The organism is Gordonia westfalica, from assembly GCF_900105725.1.
Taxonomy (GTDB): Bacteria; Actinomycetota; Actinomycetes; order Mycobacteriales; family Mycobacteriaceae; genus Gordonia; species Gordonia westfalica.
Genome location: NZ_FNLM01000034.1, coordinates 736,020 through 751,712 on the forward strand (window position 1 = coordinate 736,020; position 15,693 = coordinate 751,712).

The window sequence follows — 15,693 nt, forward strand, 5'->3', positions numbered from 1 at the left end:
GAGCGGCCAGACTCGCGGGAACGATCAGAACGGAGCCGGTGTGTACGCCGAGGAGAGACAGCAGGCCATCGCCGAGGAGGTGCGCGTCGCAGGGCGCGCCTCGGTCGCCGAGCTCGCCACGAAGTTCGACGTGACCAGCGAGACGGTGCGGCGTGACCTGGCCGCCCTCGAGCGGGCCGGCCATCTGCAGCGCGTCCACGGCGGTGCCGTCCGGCCCGAGATCACGCGCGTGATCGGCGAACTCGGCATCGACGAACGCGAGACCGAACAGACCGAGGAGAAGGCCGCCATCGGCCGCGCCGCCCTCCGCTTCTTCCCGCCCGACGGCGGATCGGTGCTCTTCGACGCCGGGACCACCACCTTCCGGGCCGCCGAGGCCATGCCGCGGGACCGCGACCTCACACTCATCACCAACAGCCTGCCGATCGCCGGGCTGCTCGCCGGACGTCGCGCCGACGGTCTGCATTCGCTCGGTGGCCGTGTCCGCGGCCTCACCCAGGCCACCGTCGGCTCCGAAACCGTCGCCGCACTGGGCCGGCTGCGCGTGACCACCGCGTTCATCGGCACCAACGGCCTGAGCGAGTCACACGGCCTGTCCACCCCGGACCCCGACGAGGCGGCGGTGAAGGCGGCGATGGTCGCCGCGGCCCGACGTGTCGTCGTCCTTGCCGACAGCTCGAAGATGGAGCGCGAGGAGTTGTCCGGATTCGCCGGCGTCGACGACATCGACGTCCTGATCACCGACTCCGGGATCGATCCGAGGTTCTCGGCCGCACTGTCGGCCCGCGGCGTCGAGGTCGTGATCGCGTGATCCTCACCGTCACGGCCAACCCCAGTGTCGACCGCACCCTCGAACTCGCCACCCCGCTACGGCGCGGCGAGGTCCAGCGCGCCGGCGTCGTCCGGGCGCAACCGGGCGGAAAGGGCGTCAACGTCGCCCGGACCGTCGCCGCCGCCGGACTCGTCACCCGCGCCCTGCTACCGGCGCGTGCGGGTGATCCGCTGCTCGCGGCCCTCGACGACCTCGGACTCCCCTACGACGCGGTCCCCGTCGACGGCGAGGTCCGCTCCAACGTCACCATCGCCGAGTCCGACGGCACCACCACCAAGATCAATGCACCCGGCGTCACCCTGGCGCCGGCCCAACTCGAGGCGCTGGGCACGCTGATCCGTTCCCACGCGAACGGAGCGGACTGGGTCACCCTGTGCGGATCGTTGCCGCCTGGTGTACCCGACGACTGGTATCGGACCGTCGCCGACGCCCTGGTCACCGCCGGCTGCCGCGTGGCGGTGGACACCTCGGGCGCACCGCTGCGTGCAGCCGCCGCCGGACGTGTCGACCTCATCAAGCCCAACGAGGACGAGCTCGCCGAACTCACCGGCGCGGATGCGGACGAGCTCCGGGAATCGCTGTCCCACAACGATCTCCGTCCGGTCGTGACCGCATCGAGAGTTCTCGTCGAGCAGATCGGCGGCAGCGTCCTGGCCACTCTCGGGGCGCGGGGCGCCGTGCTGGTCACCCCGGCGGGCACCTGGTGCGCGACCCCGCCGCCCATCGTGCCGCGCAGCACCGTCGGCGCGGGTGACTCCTCCCTCGCCGGCTTCCTCATCGCCCAGACGCGCGGCGCCTCGGCGCCCGAATGTCTGCGATCCGCCGTCGCCTACGGTTCGGCGGCCGCCGCCCTGGCCGGCACCGCCTCACCCACCCCCGACCACCTCGACCTGTCCGGGGTCTCGGTCACGGAGCTGTCCGGGGCCGCCCCCATGAACTGACCGAACCCCGACCCGCTCACCGACCTCTCCACTCCGAAGGACATCCCATGACCGAGCAGATCATCACCGCCCAGACGGTGAGTCTCGACGTCGACGCCGGTGCAGACCCCGCCGCCGTCATCACCACCCTCGCCGACGCCCTGGCTGCTGCCGGACGGACCACCGACCCCGCCGATCTGGCCCGCGCGGCACTCGAGCGGGAAGCCAAGTCGGCCACCGGCCTGCCCGGCGGCATCGCGATCCCGCACGCGCGCACCGCATCGGTGACGACGGCGAGCCTCGCCATGGCGCGCCTGTCCCGCAAGGTCGACTTCGGGGCCCCCGACGGCCCGGCCGACCTCGTCTTCCTGATCGCCGCCCCCGAGGGCGGTGCGGCCGCGCACATGAAGCTGCTGAGCTCCCTGGCGCGCTCGCTGGTCCGTCCCGACTTCGTGGCGGCCCTCCGCGAGGCCGAGAGCGACGAACGCGTCATCGAACTCGTCACCGAGGCCGTCGATCCCGAGGCCAAGAAGAAAGAGGCCGCTCCCCCGGCCGCCCCGGCCGCCCCGGCCGCCGAGACCCGGCCCCGCATCCTGGCGATCACCGCATGCCCCACGGGCATCGCGCACACCTACATGGCCGCGGACGCACTGAAGTACGCCGCGGAACGAGCCGGTGTCGAGTTCGCGGTGGAGACGCAGGGATCGTCGGCCACCACGCCGTTCGACCCCGAGGTGATCGCGGCCGCCGACGCCGTCATCTTCGCCACCGACATCGGGGTGAAGGGCAAGGGCCGCTTCCACGGCAAGCCGGTCATCGCATCGGGCGTCAAACGCGCGATCAACGAACCCGACAAGATGATCGCCGAAGCCGTTGCGGCCGGCCGCGATCCGAGTGCTCCGCGGGTGACCGACGACGGTGGCACCGAGTCCACCTCGACCGGATCGTCGCGCGTCGGTCTGGCAGGTCGGACCCGCCAGGCACTCATGACCGGCGTCAGCTACATGATCCCCTTCGTCGCCGCGGGCGGTCTGCTCATCGCGCTGGGCTTCCTGCTCGCCGGCTACGAGATCGCCAACAGCACCCTCGATTCGGGCGGCTCGCTCAACGACGCCGCGTTCATCGCCCTCAACAACAGCCTCTGGGATCTGCCATCGGGCGGTCTGCTCCAGTATCTGGGCGCGGTCAGCTTCGCGATCGGGTCGGGGGTGATGGGACTCGCCGTCCCGGTCCTCGCCGGATACATCTCCTTCGCCATCGCCGACCGGCCCGGCATCGCCCCCGGTTTCGTCGCGGGCCTGGTGTCACTCGCGGTCGGTGCGAGCTTCATCGGCGCACTCATCGGTGGTCTCATCGCCGGCGCGGTCTGCCTGTGGATCTCGCGGCTTCCGGTGCCGCAGTGGGCACGCGGGCTGATGCCGGTGGTGGTCATCCCGTTGTTCGGCAGCATGATCGTCGGCGGACTGCTCTACATGGTCCTCGGCAAGCCGCTCGCCTGGCTGACCGAGCAGATGAACTCCGGGCTGGAGAGCATGTCCGGCGGATCGGCCGTCGTCCTCGGCATCGTGCTCGGCCTGATGATGTGCTTCGACCTCGGCGGACCCGTCAACAAGACCGCCTACCTGTTCGCCACCGCCGGAATCGCCGACGCCGCGACCGCCGGTCCCGCGCAGTTCCAGATCATGGCCGCGGTCATGTGCGCCGGCATGGTGCCGCCGCTGGCGCTTGCCCTCGCGACCGTGCTGCGACCCGGCCTGTTCACCGAACCCGAACGGGAGAACGGCAAGGCCGCATGGCTTCTCGGCGCGTCGTTCATCTCCGAGGGCGCCATCCCGTTCGCCGCGGCCGACCCGTTCCGCGTCATCCCCTCGATGATGGCCGGCGGCGCCCTGTCCGGCGCGCTCATCATGGCGTTCGGCGTGGAGCTCCGCGCCCCGCACGGCGGCATCTTCGTCTTCTTCGCCATGAACAGCTGGGTGCTGTTCCTCGTGGCCCTCGTCGCCGGCACCGTGGTCAGCGCGGTCGCGGTGATCGCTGCGAAGCAGTTCGGCAGGACCCGCGAGGTCGCAGCGGCCGAGCTCGAAGCCGTGGCAGCCTGAGAACCACGCCCGCACACAACAACCACGTCCAGACAACAGCAACCACCAACACAGGAGGCACCATGCCCAGCACCACCGCCACCGTCGGATCGGCCGTCGGCCTGCACGCCCGCCCGGCCACCATCATCGCCGAGGCCGTCGCCGACGCCGGCACGACCGTCACCCTCGGCCTCGAGGGCGGCGATCCGGTCGACGCCGGTTCGGCGCTGATGATCATGACCCTCGGCGCCGAGAAGGGCACCAAGGTCGTGGTGACCGCCGACGACCAGGCGGCCCTGGACAAGATCGTCACCCTCGTCGAGACCGACCTGGACGCAGACTGATCCGACGCCGATCTATCCGACGCCGAACGGTTTCGGCTAGACCCTGAGGTCCGCGATCTCGCCCGCGAAAGCGGCCGGGACGCGGACCTTCATCGTCGTCCCCGACTCGGTGTGATCGGACGTGAGGACCTCGCCCTCACTGTGGATGCGCGACACGATGTCACCGCGCGAGAAGGGCACCTCGATGGTGATCTCGACGTCTTCACGCCCCACGAATTCGCGGATGCGGTCGAACAGTTCGGGCAGTCCCTCGCCGGTGCGGGCCGAGACGAACACCGCGTCGACGCCGAGGGCGCCGCGCAGCTCGGTGAGCCGGTTGCCGTCGATCGCGTCGATCTTGTTGATGACCAACAGTTCCGGCGGCGCCTCGGCCTTCTCCTCGGCGACGATCTCGCCGATGACCTGACGGACGGCCGAGATCTGTTCCATCGGGAACGGATCCGATCCGTCGACCACGTGCAGGAGGAGATCGGCGTCGACGACCTCCTCGAGGGTCGAGCGGAAGGCCTCGACGAGTTGGGTCGGCAGGTGCCGGACGAAACCGACGGTGTCGGTGAAGACCACGGCCCGACCGTCGTCGAGGGTGGCCCGCCGCGTCGTCGGGTCGAGGGTCGCGAACAGTGCGTCCTGGACGAGGACACCGGCGCCGGTCATTGCATTCACCAGGCTGGACTTGCCGGCGTTGGTGTAGCCGGCGACGGTGATCGACGGGATCGCCGAACGGTTGCGCGCCGCCCGTTTGGTGGTGCGCGCCTTCTTCATGTCGCGGATCTCGCGGCGCAGCTTGGCCATCCGCTCACGGATGCGCCGGCGGTCGGTCTCGATCTTGGTCTCACCGGGACCGCGCAGGCCCACGCCGCCGTTGCTGCCGGCACGACCACCGGCCTGCCGGGACATCGACTCACCCCAACCACGCAGGCGCGGGAGCATGTACTCCATCTGGGCGAGCGAGACCTGCGCCTTGCCCTCGCGGGACGTGGCGTGCTGGGCGAAGATGTCGAGGATCAGTGCGGTCCGGTCGATGACCTTGACCTTGACGACCTTCTCCAGCGCGGTCAGCTGGGCGGGTGTGAGCTCACCGTCGCAGATGACGGTGTCGGCGCCGGTGGAGAGGACGATCTCGCGGAGTTCCTCGGCCTTGCCACTGCCGATGTAGGTGGCCGAGTCCGGTTTGGAGCGGCGCTGGATCAGCGCGTCGAGGACCTGCGAACCGGCGGTCTCGGCCAGGGCGGCGAGCTCGGCCATGTTGGCCTCGGCCGATGCGGCGCTGCCCTCGGTCCAGACGCCGACGAGCACCACCTTCTCGAGGCGGAGCTTCCGGTACTCGACCTCGGTGACGTCGGTGAGTTCGGTGGAGAGTCCCGCGACGCGCTGCAGTGACGCGCGCTCGGAGAGTTGGAGTTCGCCGACCGTCGGATCGTCGTCCCGGATGTCACCGGTGCGATCGTCGAGGTCCGCTGAGGAAAGGATCTGTGCTGATGATTCGGTCATACGGGATCCATGGTCTCACGCCCGACCCCTGCTCAGCACGTGATTATCGGCTCAGCGGTCCCAGCCGGGCCGGAGGACGCCGTCGGCGACCAGCGCGGAGGGCCCGCGCAGGGTCGAGCCGTCGGGCCGGATGGTCACCGTGACCTCGCCGCCCGGGATTCCGATCCGCAGCTCACCGGCGTCCTGACCGCGCGCATCGAGGGCGGCGCGCGTGGCCGCGACCAGGCCCGTTCCGCAGCTGCGCGTCTCGCCGACGCCGCGTTCGAAGACCCTCATCCGGGCGTACAGACAGCCGTCGGCGTCCTCGACCGGCGGGGTCAGCAACTCGACGTTGGCCCCGTTCGGGAAGTCTCCGGGTTCGATGACCACACCGGCGGTGAAGTCGACCGCCGCGAGGTCGTCGGCGGTCAGATCGGCGACCACGCAGGCCAGATGCGGGTTGCCGACGTCGACCTTGGCGCCGGGGTAGATGTCGTCGCCGATGCGCACCACCGAGGTGCCGTCGAGGCGTGCGACACCCATCTCCACGGTCACCTCGGCGTGCACGTCGTCGAAGGAGTGGATGATGACCGGCCGTGCTCCGGCGCGCGAGCCGACGGTGAAGGTGTCGACGTCGACGAGGCCGGTGGCGCGGACGTAATGCGCGAAGACGCGGACCCCGTTGCCGCACATCTCGGCGATCGAGCCGTCGCCGTTGCGGTAGTCCATGAACCAGTCGTCGGCCGCGACGCCGTCGGGCAGCGCGTCGAGAACACCGCGTTCGACGAGCGCTCCCGTGCGCGCGACGCGCAGCAGACCGTCGGCGCCGATCCCCCGCTGCCGATCGCACAGCGCCGCGACCATCTCGGTGTCGAGGGTCAGTTCGGCGGCCGGGTCGGCGAGCACGACGAAATCGTTCTGGGTGCCGTGACCCTTGACGAAACGCAGGCCGCTCTGGTGGGAACTCACGCGCACCAGACTACTTCGCGTGCCGGCACCCGGACGCCGGTGACCTCACACGGCGACGGCCGCCAGGGCACGGTCGGCGAGATCGGGCGCGGCGGCGTCGAGCCAGACGGCACGGTGATCGCGCCGGAACCACGACCGCTGCCTGCGCACATACCGTCGGGTGCCGATGAAGGTGAGTTCCTCGGCCTGGGCCAGGTCGTACTCGCCGTCGAGCGCGGCGAGGACCTGCTTGTAGCCGATCGCCTGCGACGCCGTGCGGCCCTCGCGCAGACCGTACGCGCACAGCGCCTCGACTTCGTCGACCAGACCGGTGGAGAACATCAGCCGGGTGCGTCGCGCGATCCGGTCGTCGAGTTCGGCGGTCTCCCGATCGAGCGCCAGAATCGCAGTGCCCCATCGAGGTTCACCGATCGTCGGCTGCGACGCCGCGAACGGCCGCCCGGTCAGTTCGACCACCTCCAGCGCGCGGACGATGCGCCGGCCGTCGGTGTCGAGAATGGTCGCGGCGGCCGCCGGGTCGACCGACGCGAGCAGCCGGTGCATCTCGGCGACCCCGCGCTCGGCGAGCATCTCCTCGTACCGGCCGCGGACCTCGGGATCGGTCGCCGGGAACTGCCAGTTGTCGAGCAGCCCCTGGATGTACATCATCGACCCGCCGACGATGACCGGCACCCGGCCCGCGGCGAGCAGGCGTTCCACGTCGGCGGTCGCCGCCTGCTGATACCGGGCGACGGTGGCCACCTCGGTGACGTCGAGGACGTCGATCTGGTGATGTGCGATGCCGCGGCGTTCGTCGACCGGCACCTTGGCGGTCCCGATGTCCATGCCGCGGTACTGCTGCATCGCGTCGATGTTGATGATCTCGCCGCCCAGGCGCTCGGCCAGGTCGAGGGCGAGGTCGGATTTACCGCACGCCGTCGGACCGACCACGATGATGGGCCGCGGCCCCGGATGGTCGCTCATGCCCGATCCCCGGTGACGGTCCACGTGGCGACGATGTAGCCGACCCCGAACGGTTCGTCGGCGTATTCCGTCTTCGCGACGACGGCGGACCCGCAGTTCTCCACCGCGGCGGCCGCGACCTGCCAGGCCACCCGCCCGCCCACACCCTCGGTGTCGCAGGGCTCGGGCCGGAGTGCGGCGAGGGCGGCGGTGTCGGCGCCGCCGATCGCGGCGACGATCGCATCGTTGAGGGCGACCGCGGAGTCGCGTCGGCCCCCGCCCGGCGCCTTGGGCGTCAACGCCGTCGAGCCGTCGCCGACCACGAGGAGCCCGATCCGCTCCGGCGACTCCCCCAGCCGGGCGGCGAGCTCCGCACCGATCCCGGCGCACTCGTCGGGCGTCGACTCCCGGCCGACGACGCAGGCGCTCGCCGGACCGAGCGAGGCCCACTCGTGCAGCCAGGCGCCGACCAGCATCGACAGGCTCATCCGGGGTCCGGTCTCATCGTTCAGGCTCACGCGGACATCCACCCGAACCGGGCGAAACCGCCCGATCCGGCCTCCCGGACCGGACCGGTCACCGGGTCGTCGGAGGCGCCGACCACGACCCAGCGGTCGACCCCGACCGCCACCGCGCCGGCCAGGGCATCACCGACCGCCGACCGGACGGGTTCGGTGTCGAACGCCGACGGACCGGCCAGTTCGGGTACCAGCAACGGGGCACTCGGTACGAAGACGACGGCCGCAAGCACACCACGACGCTAGTCGAACCGGGGATGCCCACCGACGGCCGAACCCCGACACGGATCCCGGCAAGTCGGCGCGCACGCCACATGCACGCGCCTGAACTGCTTGAATGGATCCGTACTGTCGGCTGTCGACGGGGCGTTACGATGCCCGGCGAGAACCGACCCAGCGACCGGCAGCCGTGACGCGCGGCACCAATGAGCGGCAGGACATGTGCAGATGACCCACCCGATCGATCCCTCCCCGGCCACCGAGGAGACCCAGGCGAGCACCCCGAGCCCGGCCCCGAGCCCCACGCCGGGGCCGAAGCCCGGCCCTCGTCCCAAGCCGGGTCCGCGGCCGGGCGCGGCACACGAGCCCGTCATCACGCACATCAGCGCCGGCGACCCGCACCGCTACGGACGCATCGACTCCGAGGGTGTCGTGTGGCTCAAGACCGCCGACGGTGAACGCGAGATCGGCCAGTGGCAGGCCGGCACGATCGAAGAGGGCCTCGCCCACTTCGCCCGCCGCTTCGACGATCTCGCCACCGAGGTGGAGATCCTCGAGGAACGACTCGGCGCCCGGTCGGGGGACCCGCGCAAGGCGCAGACCGCCGCCAAACACCTGCTCGACGGCCTGCCCGATGCCCACGTCATCGGTGATGTCGCCGCCTTGCAGCGGCGGCTGGAGGCCATCGTCGGCAACGCCGACGAGGTGGCCGAGTCGCAGCGCGCCGAACGCGAGAAGGCCCGCGCCGCCGCCATCGCCCGCAAGGAGACCCTCGCCGGCGAGGCCGAACAGATCGGTGCCGAGGCCACCAACTGGAAGGGTGCGGGCGACCGGCTCCGCGAGATCCTCGACGAGTGGAAGACGATCAAGGGCATCGATCGCAAAACCGACGACGCCCTGTGGAAGCGCTACGCGAAGGCGCGCGATGCCTTCAACCGCCGCCGCGGCGCTCACTTCGCCGAACTGGACCGTGAACGCGCGGGCGCCAAGGAACGCAAGGAAGAGCTGATCGCCCGCGCCGAGGAACTGTCCTCGTCGACCGACTGGGGTCCCACGTCGGCCAGGTTCCGCGAACTGCTGGGTGAGTGGAAGGCCTCCGGCCGGGCTCCCCGCGACACCGACGAAGCCCTGTGGCAGCGCTTCAAGGCCGCCCAGGACGTGTTCTTCAGCGCCCGCAACGCGGCCACATCCGAACGCGATGCCGAGTTCACGGCCAACGCAACCGCCAAGATCGCACTGCTCCACGCGGCCGAGAAGGCCATCGACCCGGCCGCCGACCTCGACGCCGCCCGCCGCGAATTCCGCGCGTTCCGCGACAAGTGGGACGAGCTCGGCAAGGTGCCGCGCGATCAGATGCAGTCGCTGGAGGGACGCGCCCGCGCCCTCGAGAAGCGCATCCGCGACGCCGAGGACGCCCAGTGGCAACGCACCGACCCCGAGGCCCTGGCCCGCGCCGCCCAGTTCGCCGATCGCGCCGCGCAGTTCGAGGAGCAGGCGCGCAAGGCCGCCGAACGCGGCAAGGATCGGGAAGCAGCGAAGCTACGCGATCAGGCGACGCAGTGGCGCGAATGGGCCGAAGCCGCCCAGAGCGCCGTCACCGACCGCTGAGCGGCCCCGCCGGGCGCGGGTGCCAACGGCCCTCAGGACTGGTCGTCGGGGTGCTTGCGGTAGAGCGCGGACGCATACGCCTCCTGCTCGGCGACCTGCCGGCGCCGCTCGGCCTCCATCGCGAGCTGGTAGGACGAGCGCGCCCACACCACGCGTGACCAGTGGAACGTGAGGACGAAGACCGCGATCCAGCCGAGGATCAGGCCGATGCCCACACCCGACGGGGGTTCCAGGCCACCGACGCCGGGGGTGTTGCGCGACCACCATGCCAGCATTCCGGCGACGCACGCGATCGCGCAGCCGCACAACGCGATCCACGCCAGAATCCACCGGCGGGTCAGCAGCGCGAGCATCGAGAACACGATGCCGAAGATCGCCACCAGATAGACGAAGATCTTCGACACGATGGTGACGCGTTCGGCCGCGGCCTCCGGTGCGAAGGACAGCACCTCGAGGCCGGTCACCGATCCGGTGTGCGGCAGGACCAGCGACACCATGGCCAGAAGGACCGCGACGGCCACGACGACCGCTCGTGCTCCGGGATCGATCTCGCCGGCGACCTTGCGCTCGGCCTTCCTCAGGTCCTGTTCGTATTCCTTGAACGCGTCCCGGTCGGAAGTGCCGGGTGTTCGGTCCGGGTTCTCGGACATGTCATCGCCTCATCTCGAGTGTGGGTCTGGTGTGACGCGTTCTAACCGCAGGAGCCGCACCCGGCGTCGGCGGACGCGGGTACAGGCGCGGGTACGCCGACCGTCGGAAGGCCGAGGCCGACACCGACGGGCGCGGTGGTCGGCGTGCGGCTCTGCTCGTAGGCGTCGCCGGCGCGCGTGCGGCGGTGCGAGAGCACCCCGGCGTCGGCGATCAGGTGGTGCGGGGCGGCCGCGGTCACGACGGTGTTGATCACGTCGCCGGGGCGGATGCCCGCGGAATCGCCGGGGGCGAAGTGCACCAGGCGTCCGTCACGCGCGCGACCGGTCATGCGCCGGGTCTCGGCCGACTTTCGTCCCTCGTCGGCGACGACGAGCAGCTCCACCTCGGTGCCGGTCAGGGACTCGTTCTCGGACAGGCAGATTCGTTCCTGCAGTGCGATGAGCCGCTGGTAGCGCTCGCCGACGACGTCGGCCGGGACCTGGTCGGGCATCGTCGCGGCGGGCGTGCCGGGCCGCGGCGAGTACTGGAAGGTGAAGGCACTGGAGAACCGTGCGCGCTCGACGACGTCGAGGGTCTCCTGGAAGTCCTCCTCGGTCTCCCCCGGGAACCCGACGATGATGTCGGTGGTGATGGCCGCGTGCGGCATCGCCTCACGCACCTTGTCGAGGATGCCGAGGAATCTGGACTGGCGATAGCTGCGTCGCATCGCCCGCAGGACGCGGTCGGAACCGGACTGCAGCGGCATGTGCAGCTGCGGGCACACGTTGGGGGTCTGCGCCATCGCCTCGATGACGTCGTCGGTGAACTCCGCGGGGTGCGGCGAGGTGAAGCGGACCCGCTCGAGACCCTCGATCGTCCCGCAGGCCCGCAACAGCTCGGCGAATGCGCCGCGGTTGCGGGGCTGGTCGGGATCGGCGAAGGACATGCCGTAGGCGTTGACGTTCTGCCCGAGAAGGGTGACCTCGACGACGCCCTGGTCGACGAGGGCCTGCACCTCGGCGAGCACGTCACCGGGACGACGATCGACCTCCTTGCCGCGCAGCGACGGCACGATGCAGAAGGTGCACGTGTTGTTGCAGCCGACCGACACCGACACCCAGCCGGAGTAGGCCGAGTCGCGCTTGGCGGGCAGCGTCGACGGGAAGCGTTCGAGGGAGTCGAGGATCTCGACCTGTGCCGCCTCGTTGTGGCGGGCGCGATCGAGCAGCGCCGGCAACGACCCGATGTTGTGGGTGCCGAACACGACGTCGACCCAGGGCGCCTTGGAGACGACGGTGTCCTTGTCCTTCTGGGCGAGGCATCCGCCGACGGCGATCTGCATGCCCGGACGGTCGGCCTTCACCGGCGCGAGATGCGACAGGTTGCCGTACAGCTTGTTGTCGGCGTTCTCGCGGATGGCACAGGTGTTGAAGACCACCAGATCGGCGTCGTCGTCCCCGGCGGCCCGCACGTAGCCCGCGTCCTCGAGCAGTCCGGCGATGCGTTCGGAGTCGTGGACATTCATCTGGCAGCCGTAGGTACGAACCTGGTAGCTGCGGGGCGCCTGGGCTGATGCAGCCTCGTCAGGCCGATCCGACAACTCGATACTCACTCCTACCAGGGTACGGGGCCGACGCAAATCGCTTCCTCCACGTGACCTGGACGACTCACCGGAGGGTAGGGGGCAGCCCACCGGATGGCACGAACTTGGTTAGGGTTCTTCAATGACCGTTTCGCCGAGCAAGTCCGCGGGCCCAGCGTCCCAGCCGATGATCGAAATGCGGGGAGTGCAGAAACACTTCGGGTCGCTCCACGTACTCAAGGACATCGACCTCGAGGTCCCCGCCGGACAGGTGGTGGTGGTCCTCGGGCCGTCGGGGTCGGGAAAGTCCACACTGTGCCGCACGATCAACCGGCTCGAACCGATCGACTCCGGTGAGATCCGGGTCCAGGGCCAGGTGCTGCCCTCCGAGGGCAAGGACCTCGCCGGACTGCGCGCCGACGTCGGGATGGTCTTCCAGTCCTTCAACCTGTTCTCCCACAAGACGATTCTCGAGAACGTCACCCTGGCCCCGACCAAGGTGCGCAAGAAGCCCAGGGCCGAGGCCGACAAGCGTGCCCTCGAACTACTCGAACGGGTCGGCATCGCCAGCCAGAAGGACAAGTACCCGGCCCAGCTCTCGGGCGGCCAGCAGCAGCGCGTCGCGATCGCCCGGTCACTCGCGATGGACCCCAAGATCATGCTGTTCGACGAGCCGACCTCGGCACTCGACCCGGAGATGGTCAACGAGGTGCTCGACGTGATGGTCGCGCTGGCCAAGGAGGGCATGACGATGCTGGTCGTCACCCACGAGATGGGCTTCGCCCGCAAGGCCGCCGATCGGGTGATCTTCATGGCCGACGGAGCGATCATCGAGGACTCCGACCCCGACACCTTCTTCACCGACCCCGAGACCGACCGGGCGCGCGACTTCCTCGGCAAGATCCTGGGGCACTGAGATGCGGATGAGCCGGAACACACCACGAGCACACCCGCGTCCGTCCCGATGGCGTGGCGCCGGTCTGGTTCTCGCCGTCGGCGCATTGCTGGCCGGCCTGTTGTCGGCCTGCGGCAGCACCGAGCCCCGTAACCTGCTGGACTCGGTCCGCGACGGATCGGTGGTCCTGGGCGTCAAGTTCGACCAGCCCGGACTCGGCCTGTACGAGCCGGACGGCAACGTCACCGGCTTCGACGCATCGGTCGCCACCTACGTCGTCAACCACATCGCCGACGACCTGGGGGTGGCCCACCCGGAGATCACCTGGCGCGAGACCCCGTCGGCCCGTCGTGAGGCGATGATCGACAACGGCGAGGTGGACCTCATCGCCGCGACCTACTCGATCAATGCGAGCCGCTCCAAGAAGGTGTCCTTCGGTGGCCCGTACCTGCAGACCTACCAGGGCCTGATGGTGCGTGCCGACGACAACTCGATCGACGAGCTCACCGACCTGGACAACGGCAAGAAGCTCTGCTCCGTGACCGGCTCCACGTCGGCACAGAACGTGAAGGCCCAGCTCCCGACGGTGCAGCTGCAAGAGTACGACTCCTACTCGGCGTGTGTCGAGGCGCTGCGCCGCGGCAAGGTCGACGCCCTGACCACCGACGAGGCGATCCTCGCCGGCTACGCCAACTTCTGGAAGGACGAGTTCAAGCTCGTCGAGATGACCTACCTCAAAGACGCCTGCGTCAAGGACGCCCTGAAGTCTGCGGGCAGCCCGTTCTCGACCGAGCGCTACGGCATCGGCGTCGCGCTCGGCGACCAGGCGTCCGTGGACGCGATCAACAAGGCCCTCGACACCATGCTGACGCCGGTCGAGGGAGCCGAGTCACCGTGGAACGCCGACCTGCGTGAGGCCCTCGGCGACAAGTACGTCGACGACATCATCGCCCGCGCGGATCGTCCCGGCTCGAAGTTCCCCTACAAACCCGACCCCGGTGACCTCGAGTTCCTCGATTCGCCATCCAAGCCGTGCCCGCCCGGACTCGAGTGAGAGGAGCCTTCGATGAATGACGCCTCTCTGTGGGAGAGCATGGGCCCCCAGCTGTGGCCCGCCTTCTGGGTGACGATCCAGCTCACCTTCTACTCGGCGATCGGTTCCCTGATCTGGGGCACCATCCTCGCCGGGATGCGGGTCTCCCCCGTGCCGGTGATGCGCGCCTTCGCCGGGGTCTACGTGAACGTGGTCCGCAACACCCCGCTGACGCTTGTCGTGCTGTTCTGCGCGATCGGCCTGTACCAGAACCTGGGGCTGACGTTCGCACCGACCATCAAGTCCAACAACTTCTGGCTCGCGGTCCTCGCGTTCATCCTCTACACGTCGACGTTCGTGTGCGAGACGCTCCGGTCCGGCTTCAACACGGTGCCCCTCGGACAGGCCGAGGCGGCCCGCTCCCTGGGACTGTCGTTCACCCAGGTCTTCGGGATCATCGTGTTGCCGCAGGCCATCCGGTCGGTCATCGGCCCGCTGGGCAGCGTGCTGATCGCGCTCACCAAGAACACGACGGTGGCCTCGGTCATCGGTGTCGCGGAGGCCGCGGCCCTGATGAAGACCGAGATCGAGACCTTCTCTGACCAGCTGTTCGTGATCTTCGGCGTGATCGCCGTGGGCTTCATGATCATAACCCTCACCGAGGGCGCCGTCTTCGGCTACCTCGCCAAGCGACTGGCGGTGAAACGATGAGCGCCGAATCCACCGTTCTCTACGACGCACCCGGACCCCGGGCACGGGCACGAAACCGCGTGACGGCGATCGTGTTCGTCGCGATCCTCGCCGCGATCGCGATCTACGTGATCTCCGTACTCGCCGCCAACGAGCAGTTCACCGGCGAGAAGTGGAGCCCGTTCGTCACCTGGTCCACCTGGACCGGCTACATCCTGCCGGGTCTGTGGCGCACCCTCTCGGCCGCCGCCGTGTCGATCGTCTTCTCGCTGATCCTCGGTGCGGTCCTCGGCATCGGCCGGCTGTCCGACCACCGTTGGGTACGTGCGGTGTCGGGCCTGTTCGTCGAGGTCTTCCGGGCGATCCCGGTGCTCATCCTGATGGTGTTCACCTGGTTCCTGTTCGCCATCTACGGGATTTTCCCGTCGTCGATGCTGGCGTTCGCCGCCGTCGTCACCGGCCTGACCCTCTACAACGGGTCGGTGATGGCCGAGATCCTGCGCTCCGGGATCAACTCGCTGCCGAAGGGCCAGACCGAGGCGTCCATGGCGCTGGGTCTGCGGAAGAGCCAGATGATGCGCATCGTGCTGCTCCCCCAGGCGATCACCGCGATGATGCCCGCGCTGATCTCGCAGATGGTGGTGGCCCTCAAGGACAGCGCACTGGGCTACATCATCGGCTACTCGGAGGTCGTCCGCAGCGGCCTGCTGTCGGCGTCGCGCTACGGCAACTACATCCCGGCGCTGATCGTGGTGGCGATCATCATGATCCTCATCAACTTCGGACTGTCGAACCTCGCCACCTACGTCGAGCGACGCCTACGGCAAGGCGGACGCACGTCCACGGCGCCGGCAGATCCGGAGAAGACCGAACTGGCCGCGTCGGAGAACATGCCCTGACGGGGGGAACATGCCCTGACGGGGGGAACATGCCCTGACGGTGCATCGACCATGGCGGGGAGGC

14 protein-coding genes and 1 pseudogene are annotated in these 15,693 nt (G+C 69.6%); 9 read left to right on the forward strand and 6 right to left on the reverse strand.

The features are described from left to right. The first annotated feature begins 40 nt into the window (after nucleotides 1–40). From BLU62_RS08690 to BLU62_RS08705, 4 genes are all read left to right on the forward strand, one after another. Nucleotides 41–811 carry a DeoR/GlpR family DNA-binding transcription regulator gene (locus BLU62_RS08690; protein WP_074849143.1) on the forward strand — a complete coding sequence of 257 codons (771 nt, stop codon included), beginning with the start codon at nucleotides 41–43 and terminating at the stop codon, nucleotides 809–811. After that, a complete protein-coding gene (gene pfkB, locus BLU62_RS08695; RefSeq protein ID WP_074849144.1) occupies nucleotides 808–1,773 on the forward strand; it encodes a 1-phosphofructokinase in 966 nt (321 codons plus the stop codon). Before BLU62_RS08690 ends, pfkB begins: the two co-directional genes overlap by 4 nt. A gap of 47 nt (nucleotides 1,774–1,820) precedes the next feature. Then, on the forward strand, nucleotides 1,821–3,851 hold the full coding sequence (locus tag BLU62_RS08700) for a PTS fructose transporter subunit IIABC (protein ID WP_074849145.1): 2,031 nt from the start codon (nucleotides 1,821–1,823) through the stop codon (nucleotides 3,849–3,851). Nucleotides 3,852–3,913: 62 nt separating this feature from the next. Next, the gene (locus tag BLU62_RS08705) at nucleotides 3,914–4,174 is read left to right on the forward strand and encodes an HPr family phosphocarrier protein (protein WP_074849146.1); all 261 of its coding nucleotides are present in this window, start codon (nucleotides 3,914–3,916) and stop codon (nucleotides 4,172–4,174) included. 36 nt (nucleotides 4,175–4,210) lie between these two features. Here BLU62_RS08705 and hflX read toward each other — a convergent pair whose 3' ends face one another. The 4 genes and pseudogenes from hflX to BLU62_RS08725 form a co-directional block, all read right to left on the reverse strand. Continuing rightward, the gene (hflX, locus tag BLU62_RS08710) at nucleotides 4,211–5,665 is read right to left on the reverse strand and encodes a GTPase HflX (RefSeq protein ID WP_074849147.1); all 1,455 of its coding nucleotides are present in this window, start codon (nucleotides 5,663–5,665) and stop codon (nucleotides 4,211–4,213) included. 51 nt (nucleotides 5,666–5,716) lie between these two features. Beyond that, entirely contained in the window at nucleotides 5,717–6,619 is a 903-nt protein-coding gene (dapF, locus tag BLU62_RS08715; protein WP_074849148.1) for a diaminopimelate epimerase, read from the reverse strand. 39 nt (nucleotides 6,620–6,658) lie between these two features. Beyond that, nucleotides 6,659–7,576, reverse strand: coding sequence for a tRNA (adenosine(37)-N6)-dimethylallyltransferase MiaA (miaA, locus tag BLU62_RS08720; protein ID WP_074852775.1), 918 nt, complete (start codon nucleotides 7,574–7,576; stop codon nucleotides 6,659–6,661). Continuing rightward, nucleotides 7,573–8,306, reverse strand: a pseudogene (locus tag BLU62_RS08725) (class III extradiol ring-cleavage dioxygenase family protein). Before BLU62_RS08725 ends, miaA begins: the two are co-directional and overlap by 4 nt. 214 nt (nucleotides 8,307–8,520) lie before the next feature. Between BLU62_RS08725 and BLU62_RS08730 the strand changes: the two are divergent. After that, nucleotides 8,521–9,900: a DUF349 domain-containing protein gene (locus tag BLU62_RS08730; protein ID WP_208863613.1), complete on the forward strand. Its 1,380-nt coding sequence runs from the start codon at nucleotides 8,521–8,523 to the stop codon at nucleotides 9,898–9,900. Between the two features lie 32 nt (nucleotides 9,901–9,932). Here BLU62_RS08730 and BLU62_RS08735 read toward each other — a convergent pair whose 3' ends face one another. Both BLU62_RS08735 and miaB read right to left on the reverse strand, forming a co-directional pair. Beyond that, entirely contained in the window at nucleotides 9,933–10,550 is a 618-nt protein-coding gene (locus BLU62_RS08735; RefSeq protein ID WP_074849150.1) for an Rv2732c family membrane protein, read from the reverse strand. A gap of 41 nt (nucleotides 10,551–10,591) precedes the next feature. Then, nucleotides 10,592–12,130 carry a tRNA (N6-isopentenyl adenosine(37)-C2)-methylthiotransferase MiaB gene (miaB, locus tag BLU62_RS08740; protein WP_074852776.1) on the reverse strand — a complete coding sequence of 513 codons (1,539 nt, stop codon included), beginning with the start codon at nucleotides 12,128–12,130 and terminating at the stop codon, nucleotides 10,592–10,594. A gap of 169 nt (nucleotides 12,131–12,299) precedes the next feature. Between miaB and BLU62_RS08745 the strand changes: the two genes are divergently transcribed. From BLU62_RS08745 to BLU62_RS08760, 4 genes are read left to right on the forward strand one after another with little or no spacing between them, the layout of a single operon-like run. Next, entirely contained in the window at nucleotides 12,300–13,028 is a 729-nt protein-coding gene (locus tag BLU62_RS08745) for an amino acid ABC transporter ATP-binding protein (protein WP_208863671.1), read from the forward strand. Between the two features lies 1 nt (nucleotide 13,029). Beyond that, entirely contained in the window at nucleotides 13,030–14,061 is a 1,032-nt protein-coding gene (locus BLU62_RS08750) for a glutamate ABC transporter substrate-binding protein (RefSeq protein ID WP_074849152.1), read from the forward strand. 12 nt (nucleotides 14,062–14,073) lie between these two features. Continuing rightward, a complete protein-coding gene (locus BLU62_RS08755; protein WP_074849153.1) occupies nucleotides 14,074–14,751 on the forward strand; it encodes an amino acid ABC transporter permease in 678 nt (225 codons plus the stop codon). Beyond that, nucleotides 14,748–15,629, forward strand: coding sequence for an amino acid ABC transporter permease (locus BLU62_RS08760; protein WP_074849154.1), 882 nt, complete (start codon nucleotides 14,748–14,750; stop codon nucleotides 15,627–15,629). Before BLU62_RS08755 ends, BLU62_RS08760 begins: the two co-directional genes overlap by 4 nt. Nucleotides 15,630–15,693: the final 64 nt, after the last annotated feature.